Below are 20837 nucleotides of genomic sequence, written 5' to 3' on the forward strand. Positions count from 1 at the left end.
CCTCTGCTGAGAAGGGCGGCTTCTCCTCATTCATGGAGAAGGAAATCCATGACCAGCCCGACGCCGTCGCGCAGACCCTGCTGGGGCGTTCGGACCTGAACGGCCGGCTGACCCTGGATGAGCTGCGGATTGACCCGGAGCTGCTGAAGAAGGTCAACAAGATCATCGTGCTGGCCTGCGGCACCGCAGCCTATGCGGGCCTGGTGGCCAAGTACGCGATTGAGAACTGGTGCCGGATCCCCACCGAGGTGGAGTTGGCGCACGAGTTCCGGTACCGGGACCCGATCGTGGACGAGAACACCCTGGTGGTGTCCATCAGCCAGTCCGGCGAGACGATGGATACGCTGATGGCCGTGCGGTACGCCCGGGAGCAGGGCGCGAAGACGGTCTCGATCTGCAACACCAACGGCTCGACCATTCCGCGGGAGTCCGACGCGGTGCTGTACACGCACGCCGGTCCGGAGATCGCGGTGGCCTCGACCAAGGCGTTCCTGGCCCAGATCACCGCGGCGTACCTGCTGGGCCTGTACCTGGCGCAGCTGCGCGGGAACATCTTCTCCGGGCAGGTCAAGGATGTGCTGGCTGACCTGGGCAAGATCCCGGCGAAGATCCAGAAGATCCTGGACTCGGCCGAGGAACTGCGCGAGCTGGCCCGGAGCATGAAGGACGAGAAGTCCGTGCTGTTCCTGGGCCGCCACGTGGGCTTCCCGGTGGCGCTCGAGGGCGCGTTGAAGCTGAAGGAAATCGCGTACATCCATGCGGAGGGCTTCGCGGCCGGTGAGCTCAAGCACGGCCCGATCGCGCTGATCGACGAGGGCCAGCCGGTGTTCGTGGTGGTCCCGTCCCCGCGCGGCCGGGATTCGCTGCACTCCAAGGTGGTGTCCAACATCCAGGAGATCCGGGCCCGCGGTGCCCGTACCCTGGTGATCGCCGAGGAAGGCGACGAAGCGGTCCGCGACTACGCCGAGCACGTCTTCTACGTCCCGGAAACCCCGACCCTGCTGATGCCGCTGCTGACCACGGTCCCGCTGCAGATCTTCGCGTGCGAACTTGCCGCCGCCAAGGGCTACGACGTGGACCAGCCGCGCAACCTGGCCAAGAGCGTCACAGTAGAGTAAACCCAGTTCGTACGTTGATGCGTTGATGTGTTCATGCGCAAGGGGCGGGCCACTGGCATATGGTCCTGTCCGTCGCATCAGCCGTTGCCTGCCTCATGTGCAGCTCTATGGTCCGGCAAGGGCGGGGCCGGTTAGCTGCTGGGACGCGCAACGTACAGATGGGTGGTCCACGCGCGTCACGTAGCACGGTTGGCGAAGAAGGCGAGGATATTGCGTAGCAGTGTCTTACCTTGAGGCAGGTTTGTCGAAAAACCAGGAGATGGTCTGGCCAGGAGACCGCCTAGGTGTACTCAGCCAGTAGGTTGTTTGCACCTGCTGATGGGTGGTTTGCCTCCGAGGCTGCCGTGGGGCCGGTGGTTATTGTAGAACTTTAGCCAAGGCTGCGGGGCTTCGGTGCGTGCCTGGTTTGAGGTGAAGGGTTGCCGGTAGGCCCAGCCTTCCGGGAGGGTGCGGTTGAAGCCCTCGGCTTTGCCGTTCTGCCAGGGGTGGCGTGGTTTGATCAGGATGTCTTTCACGCCCAGTGCGGTGAGTGCGTTCTGGAAATCCTAGGAAAGTCGGTAGGCGAAGGCGTTGTCGGTCATAACGCGTTTCACGGGGGCTCCATGGGCTGCCATGGCCGCGGCGGCCCGGGTGGGAACATGGTCGGAGCCCATTTTCCTCTCTGAGGAGCGGTGGGTTGGCAGGGCTTTGTGTCGGGTCGGCCCGCCAGCCGCCGCCGTCGGAGACACGCCCCGAGTTTCATGACATCGACGTGGATCATCTCGCCCGGAGCGTCGCGTTCGTAACGGCGGTCCGTGGCGCGTGCGGCCGGGATCCGTTCCCCTGTCACGGGGTCCAAGTCCCACAGTCTTGGCATGCCTGCCCTGGCGAGGATTCTGGAGACCGTCCTGGCGCTGGTGCCGCAGCGCGGTGCCAGATCCAGTGGGCCCTCGCGGTGTTCCACGCGCTGGATCACAGCACGTCGGCAACGACTTCTGCCTTGGTGTGGCATGCGGGCAGGACTTCGGTCTGGAGCTTCGGTCCTGAATTCCGTCCCAGCCGTGGGCGCGATACCGGCTTATCCAGCGGTGGGCGCAGGTCGGCGAGATACCCATTTCCTTGGCTACATGGGCAATCGGACGGCCTGTCCAGGATGCGTTCGATGAGAATCCGTCTACCAGTCGGGGTCAGGCGCGCATTACGGTGGGACATGAAGACGGCTTAGTCGTTGGCTGTGTGTGGTAACCACCAACCTAAGAGATCTTCACCTGTTCACGATGTAACCAACGTCCTGACTCAGTACACCTAGGTGGCTGCGACTGGCCCAGTCGGTAAGTCGTCGAGATCCTTGTGACCAGAGTTGAAGCAGCAGCCGTTCGTCGCGTTGACACCTCAATTATCGAGGTGCCGCTTGGCCGCCGCCGGTCCTTAAAACCGCTCTGTTTCGCCGGAGCCTAAGGTACGCTGGGGCCGCCGATCAGCCCAGACCGCTCCTCGACATCATCCCTAGGTTAGAGGATGGTAACCAAGATTCCGACTTCTTCACATCGAAATCAAATTCGGACAATCATTGCCGTCGGATAGTTTTGAGGGAGGTGGGCGCAGCAGAATACGTGAATTCCAGCGAATCACCGGGCAAAAGCGGGATCGTTTCGGCTCCGGAATTCAAGAGAACGATCGCTTGAGTGCTGCCCCTAGGAGTCAATTTCACAGCCGACGTGGCTCCCCCGGCCCAGTAAACGACTTCCGGTGTCACGCCGCAGGTGTAGTTGATGGGGGAAGTGCTAACGGTGATAGGCGCCCATCCGGGAGCATAACCACGATTGCCGCGCACCTCGCTGTCGCCGGCCCAGCCGCTGTTGAACTGTGCTGCTCCGCTACGGTTTCCAAGCAGAATATTATCAATGAATGTTGCATCGGTGAGATTGAAGCCGGCATCCGTAACAATGCCAAAAATCTGCGTTTTGGTTGATTTGTCATCGTAGCAAGTATTGCCCTTGATGACCGGCCGGATCATGTTCACTCCCAAGTGAATTCCGTTGCGACCGTTACCATTCAGATCGTTGTCTTCTACGTGGAGATCGTCGATGCGTACCCCAAGCTCAGCACCTGGTGCCAAAACAATATTCACACCTTCTCCACCGTTACTCGTGAACTTGTTAGCAGTTATCTTGATTCCACGGAGAACATCCGATGACCATCGTGGTGAGATGATACGCAGTCCATCGCGGACATTGTCGTGTACATTATTCATGCTGATTATGTGGTGTGCTTTGGTGGCCGGGATGCTGTTTCGGCCATAGTCCAAATGAATGCCATCTCGGCCGCTGCCAAATATGTGATTGCCTGTGATTGTTGCGCGACTGTCAGGCATCCCCAGGGGAGAGAGCCCGGAACCTGCATGTATCGCGATGCCGTCACGAACTGAGTTGCGGACTATGTTGTCAGCGTAAACGGATCCAGCTACGCCGCAGCCACCGATTCCGTAGCAGTTTCCGTCGACATAGTTGCCGATTACCCGCACTCCGTGGGAGTTGTAGGCACCCTCGGATGGTTGGCGTTCAACGAATATGCCGTAGTTGGTGTTGTTGAAGGACCGGCAGTTTTGAACCAAGACATCTTCGACCTCGTATTGTCCAGTGCCGATGCCGAAGCCCGACATGCCAGGCCCGTCTATGACCTGTCCACGACCGTTACCCGTCGCCACGCAATCAATGTAGCGCCCGCCAGGAAGGTAGTCAGAGCCAAATCCGGTCGCCGTGAAATTCTTGCATTCGACCCGCTGCCACAAGGCGTTTCTCAGATACATGCTGAACTGACCCTTGACGCTGTAGGTCTGCGCGATGTCCGACCCATCCCAGGTCATGTCCATCCATTCAGGTCGTTCTATGGGCTGTGACAGGGTCCCGTGACCGGTGAAGGCTGCTGATTGGTAAGGCTTAATTACAGTAACTCCTATTCCTGCTCCTTGGAATCGGACGTTGTTGCGAGGGCGGAGATGCGTGCTCGTCCTGTAAATGCCTTTCGGTAGAAACAAGACGCCACCTCCAAACGCCTCTAGGTCGGCTGCAGCCTTGTCAATTGCGAAATGGTCGTCAGCGATTCCATCGCCTTTGGCCCCGTATGTCTGGGATGTTACGTCGAGTACGAGGCCTCCTAGCCCTTCACTCACAAAGGTGGATGTAGCTACCGGGGAAGATATATCCGCAGCCAACGTCCCGCCCGTTGCCAGAGGAGTGACGGCTTCTGCAGGACTGGATATAAAGCCAGACAACGTTGATGCCCCCGTGAGTGTGGTTGCGGCTGCAGTGAGTCGAAGTAGAGCGCGGCGATCGACATTCCCCTGTGAAGAGCCTGAAAACTCGCCTTTAGCCACCCGTCTCATTGCTGAACTCCGTTGTTGTGGGCTTTGGCCGCCGTGATCGAACGATGTAAACCGGAGGACATAAAAAAGCTGGGATGCTTGATCCAAATTGCGTATGGATTAGCGGTATCCATAATTCGCCTGCTGCTTTGGCGTGAAGGAATGGAAACCTTGGGATAATCCGTGGAGGGTCCATATGAGTGTGTGGTCATGCCCACACGGTATTTATTGACATTGAGGTGCGGCCAGCGTAGCCAGTACCCTATTTATCGACACACGCTACTTGCTCGCCTGATCCATATACGCGTAGCTGTTCTACGAACTACCTGCTTGTAATTTGCATTGGGTTGGGTCACCAAATTGGGGGGGGGCTAGCCAACTTCGACGCGTTGTGACCTTCTGCGAGCCCAGCGGACAGGGTAATCGGGGGTCTGTGTAAGACGCTCGCAGACACTAAGGCAAGTATCTCCGTGTCGGGCAAGGGCCGACTCCACAGGTACAGTTGACGGAGTCATTGTCACTTGTTGGGGGAAGGCTTATGGCCAATCGAACCATTCACTCGCTTAACGTTCTGCGCGGGTTGGCTGCATTGCTTGTCGTGTTCAGCCATGCCAGGTCCTATCTTTTTCAGGCGCTCGGTGAGGAGCCAGCAGGGTGGCAGCAGCTAGCCCTGGCTCCCACCGCGTTCGCGGAAGAAGCGGTGGCAGTGTTCTTTGTGCTGAGCGGGTACCTCGTTGGCGGGCAGGTGATCAGACAAGTTCGAGAGGGACGCTTTTCTTGGCGCGACTACCTTGCGAAACGACTGTCGCGCATGTGGGTTGTGCTAGTTCCAGCACTTGTACTGACCCTACTGGCGGACGCTATCTCACGAGGGTTGTTCAAGGATGCGTTTGACTCGGTCCGAAGCCCCGGGGAACTGGACCCTCTTTCTGCTGGATGTAATCTCCTTTTTCTTCAGTCGACACGCTGTCACGCCTATGGATCTAACGATGCGTTGTGGTCCCTATCTTTCGAGTTCTGGTTTTACATTCTCTTCGCAGGGGTTACTGTTGCCGTCGGATCAATAGCTCGCAGAACTTGGACGCAATTCACCGTTGCCGTCTTTGTGTCGCTGGGTTGCGTCGCTATCTTTGGGTGGCCGATATTCAGACTCATTTTTGCTTGGCTGCTGGGCGTAGTGGTGTCTATCGTTCTGGTCCGATGGAGGGCAGTCGCATTGCCGTCTTGGGCTGGCCGCCGACGGTCCATCTTTGCAGCACTCGCCTTCGTGGGACTAGGCGTGGTGGCGGTGGCATCTAGTTCGCTCACCTATGAGATCCGATTTGCCTTGGTGGCGCTGGCAGTGTCACCTCTAATTTTGCTGTTGGCCGTTGACGGGTCTCAGTCAACAGCATGGGTGCGAAATACGGGTAAAATTGGAGACTGGTCCTTCTCTATCTATGCGTACCATCTGCCGCTATTGAAACTACTCGTTTCAGCATTTGTAACTTTCGTTTCGCCTAATTCCGTTGGAATCATATTAGCCGTTTATTTACTGGGTGTTGTCTCGACGGTAGTATGCATTCCTTTGTGGGCGGTAACCGAAAAGCATACGCCGTTTGTTCGTGATGCATTGCTTGCCAGACTGGGGAAGCGCCCGATTCTGTCAGCCTAGCTATCCATAGACGACGTAGGGTAAATTGTCCCGGCCCGCAACTCCGCTGTGGCGGGACTCGTGACTCATAGTATCGACGATTGCACGGGCGCCAGGTTTACGTTCTGAGTCCATTGGATGCCTGACGGTATCAAGCCTGAATGACTGGAATCCCCGATGTCTTAGACTGTTGCGGCTCGAGTTTAGTTCGTACTTTCGCCAACGTTGCGGCGACCCCAAGCCGCCCTCACTGCACGACTTACCTGACACTCTTCTGCTAAGGCGAGCCCTCATGGATAGAATCGAGGCCTGAAGACCGCAGATGCTCCCCAGATGTACGGAGAAGAGATGTCACGATGGCTCGACGTCGGCACGGACAACTATGTGCTGGTAACTGACGCTTCCAAGCTCAACACCGGCCTGATTGTTGGTACTGAACGTGCCATGGTGATCGATACAGGCTCCGGGCCGCGGCAGGGTCAAGAAATCCTGCACGCCGTCCGCGAGAAGACGCCACTTCCCCTTGTTGTTGTTAACACCCACGCGCACTACGACCACTTCTTCGGCAATGCCGTGTTCGCTGAAGCCGGCGTTGAGGAGTTCTGGGCGCATGAAAACTGTGCCGAAGAGATCGACGACAATGGTGATGCCCAGCGTAGTGAAGTCACGGACCTCGAACCCGAGATGGCTGCCAGCGAGGGCGACAACGTGGAGCTGGTCGTCCCCAACGCGATTGTCCACGACCGGCCGGTGCTAGTTGATCTCGGCGGGCAGACCGTCACCCTGTTCTACTTGGGTCGCGGTCACACCGACGGCGACCTCCTGGTGGGAACCACCAGCACCCTTTTTGCCGGCGACCTAGTGGAACAGGGATCGCACCCCTCATTCGAGGACTCCTACCCGGAAGAATGGGCCGATGCACTGCGGCACCTCTCCGCACTTCGTCACCGCTACGAATTCCTGGTGCCTGGCCACGGAGAACCATGCAGCGACCGGTTCGTCAAGACCATGGCGGACACCATGACCACAGCCGTCCGCCAGGCTCGGCAGTCGATTCGCGACACCCCATCGGATGCTACCAAAGCCATTCCGGTCCTGCCGTACGGTCCGGAGCAGTCCCGCTGGTTCATCAAGCGGTTACAGGAGACCCGCCCGCAGCAGCGAACCGAGTAGTTCTGTCTTTCCGGGTACCTTTGTGCCCGGAAAGACAGGTAGTGACTACGCTACTGGCGGCCCTTCGACGTCCCTAGTTTTGGGTCATGAAAACAGGAATCAGCGCAGTCATTCACCGCCTCATCGTGCAGCACATCGTCGCCGATGACCCATCGCCCGAACGGTCCTGGCTGGACCAGCAGGACATGCCGCGCGTACCGGAGTCCGCGCTGACGGATGTATCAGGTCTTCCCGTGGAGCCACTGCCGACGCTTCCCGGCCATCGTGCGGGGCATAGCAGGCGGCCGCAAGGACTGCGCCGTCGGCTCTCGGCAAGATGAACCGGGCCCCCAATGAAGGGTTGGCATGCAAGGTACTTGGCTTGATGATGGCCGTCTTGAGCATTCCTTGAGGAAGCGCTGTGCTTTTCTTGATTTACCGTGCATAACATCTCCAGCATGAGAGCTCGTGGGGGAGTCCGGTACCGCAGGGACTCGCGGCGGGAGGCCCGCGGCAGTCAGCTTCGCCTGCTGTCTTATGCGGGGCTCTCAGTGTTGGCCATTACGACTGCTGTGGTGGTGATGCTGGCCCTGCGCATATAAGGGGCGGCAACAAAGCTCACAAGTGAATACTGGCTGAAGCTGTCAAAGGGCGTGTCCGGTTGGACAGCGCTCTACACTGCTAAGTAGGCTGGCGATCGACCCAAAAATGGGGGGTCCATTCCCAGTCCCTTTGCCGCACCCGATGCGTTGTCGCTCCGGTGGCGTCGAAGGAGCTGCCGCTTGCGGAGGTTTCAACGTGGCTGTCACCGATTTTGTACTTGCGCTATCCGTCCTGATGGGGAGCCTGCTGGTTCCGTTCGCCGGGCTCTACTGGATGCTGCGGCTCAAGCGACGGGCCGCTGCGCCTGCCGCAGTTCCCGTTCCTGCGGTTGCCCAGGGACGTGTGAAATAGCGTGCCATACATCGACATCAACCCGCATCGCAGCAGGCCCAAATGGTGGGGCTACGTGGTGCTGGCCGTCCTCCTGGTGGCCACCATCGCCGTCGTGTCAGCAGCCCTCACGCACAGTTGACGCGGGCCGTTCCCGGCACCTCGAGGGGTGTTGGTAAGGGTCCTGACCGTTCGGGCAGTCGGAAGCACCTAGAATGAATGCTTGAACCACGCCAATCGACCACCGCAGCGGGACGCCGCTGTGAGTCCCGGGGGACCGAATTATGCCTGAAGCAGCGGATAACCGATTAGCCGAGGCCGATAACGACGAGGTGCAGCCCCAGCTGCGCCGCCGCTTCCGCCGCCGTAACGCCGACGGCTCCGACGCCTGGACAGGAACTTTTCCCGCCGTGACACCTGAGCCCACCGCACCGCCCCGTCCCATCCGTAGCTCCTCTTGGGCTGAAGCAGCCGCGGCCGCCGACGCTCTATCCGACTCGCTGCCCGGCCCGCCCACCCCGCCGACACCGGACCGCCAGCCGGCGGGAGCGCCACCGTCGCGTGTCCCGGAAAGCGTCCCGGAACCTGAGGTGCCCACTGCGGACGCGACCGCCATGCCAACGTCATTTGTCCGCGAGCAGAAGCCGCGTCCCAAGAAGGGCTTCCGCGGTTTCCTGTACCGGGCAACCGGCGGCGCCTGGAACCTGGGCCCCAGCTCACTCGAGCGCGAGGAAGACGAGCTGGCACGCCGTGTCTCGCGCCAGCTTCAGGGCAGTTTCAACACCGCCGTTCTCAGCCTCAAGGGCGGCATCGGCAAGACCTCGACTACTGTGGGCGTCGGGCTTACGTTGGCTGAGTTCCGGGGCGACCCGCCGTGCGCCATCGATGCCAACCCGGACTCGGGTGACCTCGTGGAGCGCGCCCTCGGAGAGGGCATCTACCAGAAGGCCACGCCACGAACCATTACGGACCTGCTCAAGAACATCGACTCGGTCGACTCGCTCACGGAGCTGTCCCGCTACATGCACCACTCCGGCCGGTTGCACCTCATCGCCGGGGAGCAGGACCCGGAGGTGTCCGACTCGCTTACGGCCGAGGAGTACCTGCGGATCCGGAAGCTCATCTCCAGCTACTACTCGGTGGCATTGACCGATTGCGGCACCGGAGTGACCCACAATGCGATGAGTGGAATTCTGCAGTCGGCGGATAACCTGATCATCGCCGCAGGGTATGCGGTGAGTGGTGCCAAGCGCGCCCGCAGTACCTTGCAGTGGCTCGCCGGCCATGGCTACGAGGACCTGGCGCGCAACGCAATTGTGGTGATCACGGATAAGGACGAGGTGTCCAACCGGGTGGACAAGGATGCCATCGAGGAACACCTCGCCGGGATGTGCCGCGAGCTCATCGCCGTGCCGCACGACAGCGGGGTGGCCGATGGTGACCTCGTCACGTTGGACCACCTGAAGCCGGAGACGAGGCGAGCTTACAAGGAGATTGCGGCTGCGATCGTGGACGGGTACCAGGAGGAGGGCTTCAACAAGAAGGCTGAAAGTCGCCCTAGCTGACGTATCATGACGGCGAGTTACCGTTGCCGGACGAGAAAACAAGTGCGGCCGCCAGACAGGGCCTATGATGCTGACATGAAGGTTACGGTGCCCCGTGGGGAGGGTGACGGTCCCTTGGACTGCCCGCATCAATTCGTTGGTCTCTGCCGAGAATGCCTGAGAGCAGAAGCTCATCGCGGTGACGGTGCGGCGTTACCACGTTCTTCGGGACGTAGGCGTGCTGGCTGCCCCTTCCTAAACTTTTAGGGTTGTTTGAGCCGCTCATCATGACTGCGGTTGCGTTGGGAGACGGCTCGTGCCTCGTATACTTTCGGCTCCACCTGTGTGCCAGTGCAACCTCGAACTCCCGCCTAACGGTTGCGCGTTCCCGATGCCTCAGCAACGAAATTCGCTTGAGGCGGCTATCACACCGTGGCGGTGGCCGAAAGCGCTACGGGAGTGACGCACTATGTGATGACGGGATCCTGTCGGGTCTTCTGACCACGCATCCTGGCCGCAGGTACACGGTTAGCTGCGTCAAGCACCCACAGCACTCTCAGCGGCTGGGCACTGCGACTACGAAGACCAGGACGCAATGCAACTAGGGTCTTGGACAGGGCGAGGTCGCCACCAGCGGACAGTGCCGCGATCAAGGAACTCCTGGCCGAAACGTGCTGCGAGCTTATAGCGCGGCACACGACCGGGGCGGCGACCCTGTGACCCTGGAATATTTGAGGACCGAGACGCGGCGAGCGTACACGGAGACCGCTGCTGGAGGGTGGACGGGTACAGGTGAGTTCCTCCGACGGTGAGCATTGCTGCCGCTCATAGGCAATCGCGCAATGGGAGGACCCCCGTTGTCAAATCTTGATCCAACACGCTGGACTCATTCTTAGAAGGGCCCGCTTCGTGAGGGTAGTGTCGCCGCAACACAACTGAAAGGTTCAGCCGCGATGACTATCTTCGAATACGCATCAGCACTGGCACTAATGCTCGGGTCTCTGGCCGCAGCAAGTGGTCTTTCCGCCGTGATTATCCGGTTCAGGTCCAGACACTAGGCAGCTTCCCGCCCCTGCTGCCCCGATCGGCGGAAGCGCTGTTGGCTTACCGCCGCCCGCGGGCGGCAGCTCCATGTGGATGCGGGTAGAGTGTACGGTTCATTGCCGTCGCCCAAGGAGGAAAAACGATTTCACGCACGCGCCTGGATTCACTGACAGGACTGCGGTTCATCGCCGCCATGCTCGTGGTCTTGTACCACGCAGCAGTGACGCTGGTGCCAGAGATGTATCCGCTCGTGTCCATGGGACAGACCGGTGTGACCTTCTTCTTCATGCTGTCCGGGTTCGTGCTCGCCTGGTCCATGAACCCACGCACTTCCAAGCGGCAGTTCTACTGGCGCCGGTTCGCCCGGATCTGGCCGCTGCACGCACTCACGGCGGTGGCCGCCGTCGTTCTTGCCCTAGCCACCCAGGGTGACCAGTCCCTGCCCAGACTCCTGGCCTCGCTGCTGCTCGTGCAGGCCTGGCTCGGCGAACAGCACTGGGTGTACGCCTACAACGGCGTGTCCTGGTCGCTCTCCTGTGAAGCGTTCTTCTATGCGGTGTTCCCGTTCCTGGCCGTGCGGCTGTCACGCCTCGAACCGGGAAGGCTGTTCCGCGTCGGCGCCGCGGTCTTCGCCGCCGCCGTCTCCCTCGTGGCCACCCTGCTGGCGTTCGCCCCCGGCTTCGACTGGGGAGCCCTGTTCTACACGTTCCCCGCATTCAGGATCGCAGAGTTCATTGTGGGTGTCTGCCTGGCCCTGGCCATGAGGAAAGGCTGGAAGCCCCGCTTCGGTGTGGGCGTCGGCGCGGCTGCGGCCATCGGCTCCTTCCTCATCCTCGAAGTCGTCGACGGCATCGCGCCATGGCACACCGCCGGGCCGCTGGCCGGCGCTCTCTGCATTCCCGGCTTCGCCCTCCTGATTGCGGCCTATGCGGACCGTGACCGCTGCGGAGGCCGTCCCACCTTCGCCAGCGCGCCTGCCATGGTGAAACTGGGCGAATGGTCCTTCGCGCTCTACCTGGTCCACGAGCTCGTGCTGCGGACCGCACTGGAACTCGGCCCGGAGACTCTTGCCGAGCGGGCCGTGTTCGCCGTCGTCGGAATTGCCGTAGCCATCCCGCTGGCCGGCGTCCTCTACACCTTTTTTGAGCGTCCCGTCGAGGCCCGGCTGCGGAACCGTGGCGCGCAACGCGGCCCCGTGGCGGATACACCTCAGCTTGAAGAGAGTCTGGTGGCCAAGTAGCGCAGGGAGGATTGAGCTCTCCAAGGTAGCTCCAAGGAACCCTGCCTAGGGTCGGTGCATGGGGAACTCAAACCATGACCGTTTTCACCAGCGTCAGACGCGGAAACGCCGGCTACAGGCTCTTTCCTATGCAGGACTGGGAACCCTGGCCGCGGCGACGGCGGCCGTCGTCTGGCTGGCACTGACGCGCTGACAGTACCCGCCCGCAGGAACACGTAGTGGCCCGCGGGCCAGTTACTGCTCCGGGATCTCGACGAGCGTAGGCTCCTCCGGCCTGTCCGGGCCGGACGCGAATATTGTCACGGGCAGCGGGCCGCCTTGTGGCCTGGCCCGCGCCGTGACGGTGCCGGTCTGCGCCTCATCGAGGTCGCTTGCCACTTTCGCGGGGACGGCGAGCGTCCGCGGTGGTGAGCCCGTGCAGCTTTTTTTGGAGGAGCGCCCCGGGACTTTCTTGGTCTTTTCATCTCTCCCAATTGCAACGCCTAATCGCTCAGGTGTTGCAACCACCGCTAGACGTTAAGCCGTCACAATGGCTCAGTTTTCGACCGTCACCGTCAACGCTGTCGGTTCTAGCGATGTCACGCTTGGCCGGGGCAGGATATAAGGATTATCTAGAAGCCTTGAATACGGTCAGGGAACGGCACAGCCGGGACACCGCACGCCGACGGGAAGAACGCCATGACTAACTTGGACGACTCACCCTGAAGGGATGTTCGCATCGGCCTACGATGATGGGCCGGTCCAGATCCGACACCTTGGTCTCGGCTGGGCCCACCCACGCGGGGTGTCTCGGCACACCGATTGGGTCGTTTCTGGCTGGCTTGCCTGAGTGAAGTCAGTCAGCTTCGAGCATGCCGTACACCCAAATGATGGAGCCGGCTTTGGCGAGTTGGGCCATGCTGGCGCGACGGGCGCCCGTCCGCGTGATCCAGAACCGGGAGTCCGTGGTGGGTGTTTTGACTGGTTTTCCGGCAGAATCCACGAGGTAGAGGGTCGTGCTCGTGGCGGATACACCCTCCATATTGGCGCGTTTCGTGAGGCTTCTGGACGTCACCGAGCCGCCAAAGGGTGAGGACATATTGGCATGGGTGCAGGTGATCAGACCGGTTGTCCGGTTCATGGAGGTGCTGGTGACCAAACCATTCAGGGACACCCATCTGGACCCGTTCCATGACACGTAGTCTCCGAATCCGCCCGGCTGAGAGGCGAACAGGGTGATGGTGCCCAGGCCTACTGAGGCGCCGACCACGTAGCCTGCGGCTGCCAGTGTTTCATCGGGAGCCACGACGACCGAGCTGACGGTGGCGCCTTGGAAGCTGAGCCTGATGGTGACGGACATGCCGTCCTTCGCCGTGGAGATTGCGCTGACTCCGACAGGCGTGTGGGCGGCGTCGTTGATGACCTGGAACCCTTGGCCTGCGTTGCGGATTGCACAGGCAACGACGCGGTAGCTCTTTCCATCGGCGCCGCGAACCAATCCGCTGTCGTCTGCCTTGCCGTCGAGGGCAGCTTGCTGGGCGATAGAGACCGGCTTGTTCAGGTCCGAGGTGTTGTCGACTTCGGACAGGCCGATCGTGGCCTTGGTGAACTCTTGCACCGGTTCCGGGGTGGCCACGGGAGGGGCCGTCGGAACCGGCTCCGCAGTCTCGGAGGGTAGCGGCTCGGGGGTGGGCGCGGGGAGGGTTGTCGCCGCGGCCGGACGTGCCGCGACTGCCGTTAGGGCGAGCAGCCCGCCGCCTGTGGCTGCCGCGCGTCCGAGATTGAAAAGACCGCGGCGATGTATGCCGACGTTGCCGGAATCTTCCATGATGTTCCCCCAGGAGACTGCCTACAGGGCAGTGGTTTGTTGGCTAAGACCGGCCGTGGACATAGTTGGGTGCCCTACCCGCAGGACATGGAAAACAGGGTAGAAGGATGCCCTACTTAGCAGAATACACAGAGCTGTTGGCTGCCGTAAGCGTTCCGCTGGTTGCGGTTAGCGTGCAGTTGGAACCGGCACCCTGGGGCTGCAGGTCAGCAAAGGTAGCCAAGCCCGCAGCGGCCGTGTGGACGGTCGCCCCCTTGATCTGACAAGGGGCGACTGTAGCCAGGGTTATGGACGCGGTGCTGGCCGTGCGGTTGTTGAACTGGTCAACGACTTCGACGGAAATCGCCGGAGTGAACGGAAAGTTCTTGTCGACTGAGCTGGCAGGCTGGCCAACAAACCTCAGTTTGAACGCCGGTGCCGCGGACACAGTTGGCGTTTGGGTCGCGGTGGCGAGCCCAGTAGCGCTGAAGGTCAGCGTGGGGGATCCTGCCATCGTGTCCCCGTAGTAAAGGTCCGCGGTCGACGCGCCGGCGCCCAGGGTCATCTGGGTCACCGTAGCGCCTGAGGGGCTGGCGGCGAAGACTGAAGTCCCGGAAGTGGAGGAGACGAGCAGCGTGGTGGAGCCCGCCGTGGCGGGGTTCCCGAATGCATCCTGCCTCTGAACCGTGATTGGACCGAGGGTGGCGGACGTCGATGCGGCTCCCGTCAGAGGCGCGGTGAGCACAGCGAGCTTCGCGGCTGTGCCGGCGGTGATGGTTGCCGCCTGGGTTGCCGCTGCCAGGCCGGTGCTGCTGGCAGTGAGCGTGGGTGTTCCGGCCTTGGTGTCCCCGTAGCGGAAGGATGCTGCCGATAACCCGTTGGGGATGGTCACGGTAGTGACTGCCGGTCCGCCGGCGGTCGCGGCGAATGTGCCGGTTCCAGTTGCGCTGGAGGAGAGTCCGACTGCGAGATTACCTGCAGTAACCAGGTTGCCGTAGGCGTCCAGCCGCTGGACGGAAATGGGGCCAAGGCTGGCCGTGGCAGAGGCTGCCCCCGAGACAGGAGCCGTGGTGATCTGCAGCGTCTTCGCTGCCGCCGGTGTGATGTTGAAGGCCGCGCTGGTAACGGTTGTCAGGCCGGGCGAGGAAGCCGTTAGCTTGTAGCCCGTAGCGGCTTTGTCGATGGAGAGATATGAAAAGGTGGCAACACCGAGGATATTAGTGGAAGCTGTCACGGTGCCGGACAGTGTGCCTGCCCCCGGGTTTGTGCCGAGGGCCACGGTAACAGGAACGCCCGTCACCGGGAGTCCCAGAGAATTGACTGCCGAGACCGAAATGGACGGACTGAAGGTGGTCCCCGCTATCTGGGTTCCGGGGGATATTGTGAAAGCCAGTTGGTTTGCACCGGGCAAAACCACCGCGACGCTGCCGCTGGCCGGGCTGACTGCCGTCCAGGACCGGTATACAGCAGTGACCATGTAACGGTGGGTGCCCACAGGTGCAGCGTTGTCCGTGCAGGACGTGCTTGCCAGGAGGGCTGCGGGACTGCTGCCGCAGGCCGGTGCCGTGGCGTTGCCGGTGATGCGGGTGACGAAGTAGCCGGTAGGCGCCAGTGACCCGGCGGACGCCGTCCAGTTGACCGTCACGGAACCTATGACTGTGGATGGAACGGTAACGTCGGCGGGTGCTAAAAGTGACCCGGTCACGGTGCTTCCGGTTCCCAGTCCCATCGACTTCCAGAAGGCCGATGCCCCGGGAGCCCCCACCAGCGCCGCCATAAGAAGCGACGCGACGACGGCTGTGAAACGGATAGCCGAGCGCCTAAACAGCACCAGCCCCGCCCGAGGCGCCCGTGGGGCCCTGGTGGAGCTGGTGCTGTTGGCTGACATGTCGACCTCTGAACACGAAGTGGGCGGAAGGCTGGTCTACCGGCGGAGACTGAAAACCGAGCTACTGACCAGGTACGTCAGCCCGTTTCGCCTTCAGCTCGCGGCGAAGTGCACGGGAACCGTGACGTCCTTGCAGTCATCCTGGTTGACGTTGCGGTTGATCATCTGGATTTTGACGGAGCCGGTGACGGTGGCGCCTGCAGCAACATCGACAGGAGCGGTGAGGGTGTTTGCCGAGAACGTGAAGTCATCTGCGCTGCAGGATCCACTGGTCCAGGCCACGCCGTCGGTGTCAGCAACAGTGGGCGTCACGGCAGTGAGGTGCTGGGTGCCCGACCCGGGATTCTTGACGCTGAAGTTGATGGTGTGGGTGGGGCCGCCCGGCGAAAGCGGGCCGCCGGTGGCCGTGGTGGTGCTTGTGATGGTGAACTCCGTGTCAGAGCCGGTGGCTGTGGAGCCGTCGCCGGTGCCCATCGAGCTCCAGTATGCGAAGGCGGCGCCGCCGCCGACGGCGGCCAGCACTGCGGTGGTTACGATGATGCGCTTCTTGCGTCCTGCGATCTTTGCCATGATGTCCCCTGAGTTGTTTGCGGCCCTGTCGCTCGCTTCTGCGGCGCCTGCCCGGTCTTTGATGCCTAGAGCATTCCGCGTGAACATCAAGTGGCAGCCAAGGGGCGCTCAAGGTTCCATCAAGAAATCACGCCCCCTCGACGGGGCGGTTCCACCGCCCCTGCCTATGCTCAAAATTGCCGAAGGGTTGACGCATTTCTCCCTTATCCAGGGAAGGCCTGTGTTATCTGACTGCTCCCGGTCTCGTGCTCGCCTGGCCTAGTAACCGACGCACGACCAAACCGGCAGCTCTACTGGGCCGGATCCGCGACAGGCCGAGAAGGGCCTGGTGGGCATGTACCGCAGGCAGGAATACTCCGTGCCGGGCTAAACTCGATCCTGAATGCGGCTGGGGGCCGCGCCACATAAATGGTGCTGTTAAAGGGCGCCGCACAGGATGGTCTCGATGTTTTTTACACGCCGAACACGTTTCACTGCTGCCATCATGTCCTCCGCGATCGCAGGTCTGGTAGCAACGGCCCTCCTCGCCCCGCCTGCATCGGCAGCCCATGATCCGCAGCTGCCATACATTCCGCGCAGGCCGTCTGTAGCCACCCCGCCCACAGATCAGTTCATCGTGAAGTTCACGGACCCCGCCCCCGCCGGCTCCGCGCTGCGCACCCAGTCCTTTAGCCGCGCGGCCGGCAAGCTCGGCGCCACCGCCAAGGACCTGCGCGCCACCGCCGGCGGAGCCCGTGTGGTGCGCACCAGCAAGGAACTGGACGACGGCGAGGCCGAGAAGTTGCTCGCCTCGCTGCGCGCGGACCCCGCCGTCGCCTACGCCGAGCCGGACGTAAAACTGCAGGCGAAAGCCGCCGACCCGAGCGACACATACTTCCCCTGGCAGTGGAACCTGTCTGCCGAAACCGGAGGCATCCGGGCTGCCCGCGCCTGGGATGTCACTCAGGGCGCCGGGCAGGTGGTGGCCGTCATCGACACCGGCATCACCAAGCACTCCGACCTGGACGACAACGACAGTCCAAGCTCGAACGTGCTGCCCGGCTACGACATGATCACCAATGCCGATGACGCCCGTGACGGCGACGGCCGCGATACCGACGCCACTGACATGGGCGACTGGTCAAGCATCGGACAGTGTGTCGACGGGGCCTCGGAGATGGGGTCCTCCTGGCACGGCACGCACGTGGCTGGCATCATCGCCGCCATCACCGGCAACAACAAGGGCACCGCCGGCGTCGCTCCGAAAGCCAAGATCTTGCCCGTCCGCGTGCTCGGACCCTGCGGCGGACAGCTCTCGGACGTCGCCGACGCCATTGTCTGGGCCTCCGGAGGCACGGTGGAAGGAATTGAGCCCAACCCGAATCCCGCCCGTGTGATCAACCTCAGCCTGGGCGGCACCGATCCCGAGAACCCCACGTGTCCGCAGACCTTCCAGAACGCCATCGACGCGGCCACCGCCCGGGGAGCCGTCGTGGTGGCGGCAGCCGGCAACGAGATGGCCCAGGCGTCCACGTCCAGCCCCGCCAACTGCGACAACGTCATCAGCGTAGCGGCCACCGGCCGCACCGGGGCCCTCGCGCCTTACTCCAACTTCGGCCCCACCGTCGACATCACAGCACCCGGCGGCGATATGACGCCGGACGCCGGCGGGGAGGAGGACAGCGGCGTCCCCAACGGCATCCTCTCCACCCTGAATAACGGCTCCAAGACCGTCGACCATGAAGACTACTTCTTCGCCGAAGGCACCTCCGCCGCGGCACCGCATGTGTCCGGCGCAGCTGCGCTGCTCCTTGCCCAGATGGGCCCGACGGCGACCCCTGCTGCCGTCGAAGCCCGCCTGAAGCGAACTGCCAAGCCCATCACCGGCGGCTGCCCGCAGGGCTGCGGCGCCGGCCGGCTGGACGCCGCCGGGGCGGTGCTCTATTTCAGCCCGGTCCTCGCCGCCGGTGACTTCACGGGCGACGGCAAGGCCGACGTCCTGGCCCGGGAGAGCTCCGGCTTCCTGTGGCTCTACCCTGGCAACGGCCGTGGCGGCTGGCTGGCGCGCAAGCAGGTGGGCTCAGGCTGGAACGGCTTCACCTCGATCATTGCCCCCGGAGACTTCAACGGCGATGGGCGGGCGGACATCCTCGCCCGCGACGGGGCCGGCGGACTGTGGCTGTACCCGGGCAACGGGCAAGGCGGGTGGCTGTCGCAGCGAAAGGTTGGGTCGGGCTGGAACGCCATGACCGCCGTCGTCAGTTCCGGCGACCTGAACGGCGACGGGAAAGCGGACGTCCTGGCCCGCGACGCGTCCGGCGCCTTCTGGCTGTACCCCGGCGACGGGCGCGGCGGCTGCCTCGCCCGGACGAAGGCCGGTTCCGGCTGGAACGCCATGACCGCCGTCGTGGGTCCCGGCGATCTGACCGGCGACCGCAAGCCTGACCTGTTGGCGCGCGACACCGGCGGCGTCCTGTGGCGCTATCCGGGCAACGGCCGCGGAGGCTTCGGGAGCAAGGCGCGGGTAGGTGCCGGCTGGAACACCATGACCGTCCTCACCGGGCGCGGCGACTACAACGGCGACGCCAAGACCGACGTCCTGGCCGTGGACACCAGCGGGGCGCTCTGGCTGTACCGGGGCAACGGGCTTGGCGGGTTCTCCGGCCGGACCGCAGCCGGGACCGGGTGGGGCTAAGCTTCCGCTTTCGCAGGAAGAAAAGAACATGATACTGGCCCCGGCAACTTCAAGCGGCACCGCGGATGAGTTTGTCCGCTGTATCGCTGGTTGCAAACGCTCGCGATCGTTATAGTCAGGGTTACCAAGGCAATCAAGACTGAGAAATGGGGAGGATGGTCAGCCATGGCGGACGTTTCCGTAACTTTCAACGGGCAGAGAACGGATTACACCGGCGGGGGAAAGTCATACGCCTATCGGGTGGGACAGTCCGGAACTCTGCACGTCCTTGCTCAAGTCGATGGTGACACCGACTGGACTTTCGAACGGGAGTTTTCGCCGGCCGGGTGGCACAGCGTATATGGTCGAAGGTTTATGGCGGACCCGACAGGAATGGATCTGGCTGGAGTTCGTGGGCGAGCCTTTGGCGCGGGCGGAACCAACTTGAGCAAATAGCACTGGCTCAAGGAAGGTCTTCACAGCCTCCGCACAGCACCGGGACAGAAGTGCCAAAGCCCTGGTGGGCAGGATCAGGGGGAAAGCTCCGGGAACCGGAGCGGAACCCCTGAGGAGCGCCCATGTACACGGAGACCAGCCACGCCCCTGTCCCTCACACCGATATGGGGCAGGCGCCAGCCCCCCGTACCCACCCTCCGTCGGCGGGACAAGAAGAGGGTGGGGCCCGCGACCTTCGTTACCTGCCTCGTGGCGGGGCCCAGGTCCGGACACTGGCAGGGCCGACGGTTGGGAGGCGAAGTCGGAATCGCTGCCGGCAGCGGCTCGGATAGGCAGCGCTGCGGGCCTGCTGCTACTTCTTTAGGAGAGCGCCTCCGTCACCGGACTCGCAGGTGGCGTCGTGGAGCACGTCTGCGCCCGGTGCCACCACGTCGTTGCCCGCCGGATTGAGGACCGGCGCGCGAAAATCGGTGTCACGGCTGCCGCAGTCGTCCTCGCCCTGTCCATCCGGGCACGGGCCACCGATCCACACATCGACCGCGATGCCGGAGTCTGCACGGTGTGCCTTATCGCCCTCACGGCAGGGGTGTTTCCCCTGTTGATCGATCTTTTCAGATGATGGCGGAACGGGTGCAGGTGCCTTGGGAAGAACAGGGAGCGGCACGGCAGGCTTCAGGCCGTGGGAGCCTGGCAGCGGTGTCTTTGCCGCCGCCCCGACCGTGCTCTTCTTGGGTGCGGCGGATTTGTTTACTTTCTTAACTGGGGCGGCTTTTCTTTCTTTCTTGGCTAGGGATTTGCTTTCTTTCCCAGCTGCTGCCGTGGCCTTTGCAGTTGCGCCCTTGCGGTTGCCTTGGGCGTCTGCTGCGGCTGACTTGGCTTTGGCTGCTGCGACCGACTTGGCCTTAGCGGCCCTTGCGGCCTCGGCCGCGTTCAACTGGGATATCCCGATTTCCAGCACCTTGCTGGAGCTCGTCCCGGCATTGGGGCCATTCCCGGTGCCGCCGTCCGCGTAGCCTGCCGGCTGTGGGGATGACACTTGGGCGGGGGTATCAGTTCCACACGCCGACGTGGCGAGCAGAACGGCGAGCATGGCAACGAACAGCAGACATTTCCTGCGCATGAGAACAAAATCCTCTTCGGGGGTGCGAAACGGGCAGGCCGCCGGGAAACGAGTCCTGCCCGAAAGTGGGGTCCCGGTCTGAGGCGAAGCTAAGGCCACTGCCCCCTGGGGACTTACCACACGAAACGCAATCCAGAATGTTCTGCCGGGCGTGTGCGCCAACCGGTGACTCAAACGTTACATTGGCCCGCAACAACAGGCCAATTCTGTGACTGGCTGGGCCCGTCCGTTCAGGACGAAACGTCAGGGCCGTCGTCGGACTTCACCGCCGACGCCGAGGCGGCCCCGGTGACTCCGCACCCTGGACGCGGCGTCCTAAGCCGTCCCTCTGGGCCGGGTGCTGGACCGGGCGCCGCT

At 62.5% G+C, this 20837-nt stretch carries 14 protein-coding genes and 2 pseudogenes; 9 read left to right on the top strand and 7 right to left on the bottom strand.

Annotated features, from left to right (window positions below; genetic code table 11):
• On the top strand, positions 1 to 1118 hold a 1118-nt coding region (gene glmS, locus AC5RWD_RS14180), incomplete at its 5' end, for a glutamine--fructose-6-phosphate transaminase (isomerizing) (RefSeq protein ID WP_494020615.1).
• Between the two features lie 290 nt (positions 1119 to 1408).
• On the opposite strand, the pseudogene AC5RWD_RS14185 reads toward glmS, so the two are convergent.
• From AC5RWD_RS14185 to AC5RWD_RS14195, 3 genes and pseudogenes are all read right to left on the bottom strand, one after another.
• Positions 1409 to 2309, bottom strand: a pseudogene (locus tag AC5RWD_RS14185) (integrase core domain-containing protein).
• A gap of 355 nt (positions 2310 to 2664) precedes the next feature.
• Positions 2665 to 3963 carry a right-handed parallel beta-helix repeat-containing protein gene (locus AC5RWD_RS14190; RefSeq protein WP_494020710.1) on the bottom strand — a complete coding sequence of 433 codons (1299 nt, stop codon included), beginning with the start codon at positions 3961 to 3963 and terminating at the stop codon, positions 2665 to 2667.
• A gap of 42 nt (positions 3964 to 4005) precedes the next feature.
• A pseudogene (locus AC5RWD_RS14195) lies at positions 4006 to 4482 on the bottom strand (glycosyl hydrolase family 28-related protein); the annotation flags it as partial.
• A gap of 517 nt (positions 4483 to 4999) precedes the next feature.
• On the opposite strand from AC5RWD_RS14195, the gene AC5RWD_RS14200 reads away from it, so the two are divergent.
• The 7 genes from AC5RWD_RS14200 (at position 5000) to AC5RWD_RS14230 (ending at position 12200) form a co-directional block, all read left to right on the top strand.
• Complete coding sequence (locus tag AC5RWD_RS14200; RefSeq protein WP_494020616.1) at positions 5000 to 6115, top strand: acyltransferase family protein; 1116 nt, start codon at positions 5000 to 5002, stop codon at positions 6113 to 6115.
• A 327-nt stretch (positions 6116 to 6442) separates the two neighbouring features.
• The gene (locus AC5RWD_RS14205) at positions 6443 to 7267 is read left to right on the top strand and encodes an MBL fold metallo-hydrolase (RefSeq protein ID WP_494020617.1); all 825 of its coding nucleotides are present in this window, start codon (positions 6443 to 6445) and stop codon (positions 7265 to 7267) included.
• An 86-nt stretch (positions 7268 to 7353) separates the two neighbouring features.
• Positions 7354 to 7587 carry a hypothetical protein gene (locus tag AC5RWD_RS14210; RefSeq protein ID WP_494020618.1) on the top strand — a complete coding sequence of 78 codons (234 nt, stop codon included), beginning with the start codon at positions 7354 to 7356 and terminating at the stop codon, positions 7585 to 7587.
• Positions 7588 to 8044: 457 nt separating this feature from the next.
• The gene (locus AC5RWD_RS14215) at positions 8045 to 8200 is read left to right on the top strand and encodes a hypothetical protein (protein WP_494020619.1); all 156 of its coding nucleotides are present in this window, start codon (positions 8045 to 8047) and stop codon (positions 8198 to 8200) included.
• 263 nt (positions 8201 to 8463) lie between these two features.
• Positions 8464 to 9744 (top strand): MinD/ParA family ATP-binding protein, encoded by a 1281-nt coding sequence (locus tag AC5RWD_RS14220; RefSeq protein ID WP_494020620.1) that lies wholly within the window; start codon positions 8464 to 8466, stop codon positions 9742 to 9744.
• A gap of 1189 nt (positions 9745 to 10933) precedes the next feature.
• Complete coding sequence (locus AC5RWD_RS14225; protein ID WP_494020711.1) at positions 10934 to 12007, top strand: acyltransferase family protein; 1074 nt, start codon at positions 10934 to 10936, stop codon at positions 12005 to 12007.
• A gap of 58 nt (positions 12008 to 12065) precedes the next feature.
• Entirely contained in the window at positions 12066 to 12200 is a 135-nt protein-coding gene (locus tag AC5RWD_RS14230; protein WP_494020621.1) for a hypothetical protein, read from the top strand.
• A 642-nt stretch (positions 12201 to 12842) separates the two neighbouring features.
• Here the strand turns inward: AC5RWD_RS14230 and AC5RWD_RS14235 are convergent.
• From AC5RWD_RS14235 to AC5RWD_RS14245, 3 genes are all read right to left on the bottom strand, one after another.
• Positions 12843 to 13814: a hypothetical protein gene (locus AC5RWD_RS14235; protein WP_494020622.1), complete on the bottom strand. Its 972-nt coding sequence runs from the start codon at positions 13812 to 13814 to the stop codon at positions 12843 to 12845.
• Positions 13815 to 13926: 112 nt separating this feature from the next.
• A complete protein-coding gene (locus AC5RWD_RS14240; protein WP_494020623.1) occupies positions 13927 to 15681 on the bottom strand; it encodes a hypothetical protein in 1755 nt (584 codons plus the stop codon).
• Positions 15682 to 15774: 93 nt separating this feature from the next.
• Positions 15775 to 16251 (bottom strand): hypothetical protein, encoded by a 477-nt coding sequence (locus AC5RWD_RS14245; RefSeq protein WP_494020624.1) that lies wholly within the window; start codon positions 16249 to 16251, stop codon positions 15775 to 15777.
• Positions 16252 to 16735: 484 nt separating this feature from the next.
• Between AC5RWD_RS14245 and AC5RWD_RS14250 the strand changes: the two genes are divergently transcribed.
• Entirely contained in the window at positions 16736 to 18925 is a 2190-nt protein-coding gene (locus AC5RWD_RS14250; RefSeq protein ID WP_494020625.1) for a S8 family serine peptidase, read from the top strand.
• A gap of 787 nt (positions 18926 to 19712) precedes the next feature.
• Here the strand turns inward: AC5RWD_RS14250 and AC5RWD_RS14255 are convergent.
• Positions 19713 to 20642 (bottom strand): hypothetical protein, encoded by a 930-nt coding sequence (locus tag AC5RWD_RS14255; protein WP_494020626.1) that lies wholly within the window; start codon positions 20640 to 20642, stop codon positions 19713 to 19715.
• Positions 20643 to 20837: the final 195 nt, after the last annotated feature.

Source organism: Arthrobacter sp. CMU6 (assembly GCF_059090205.1).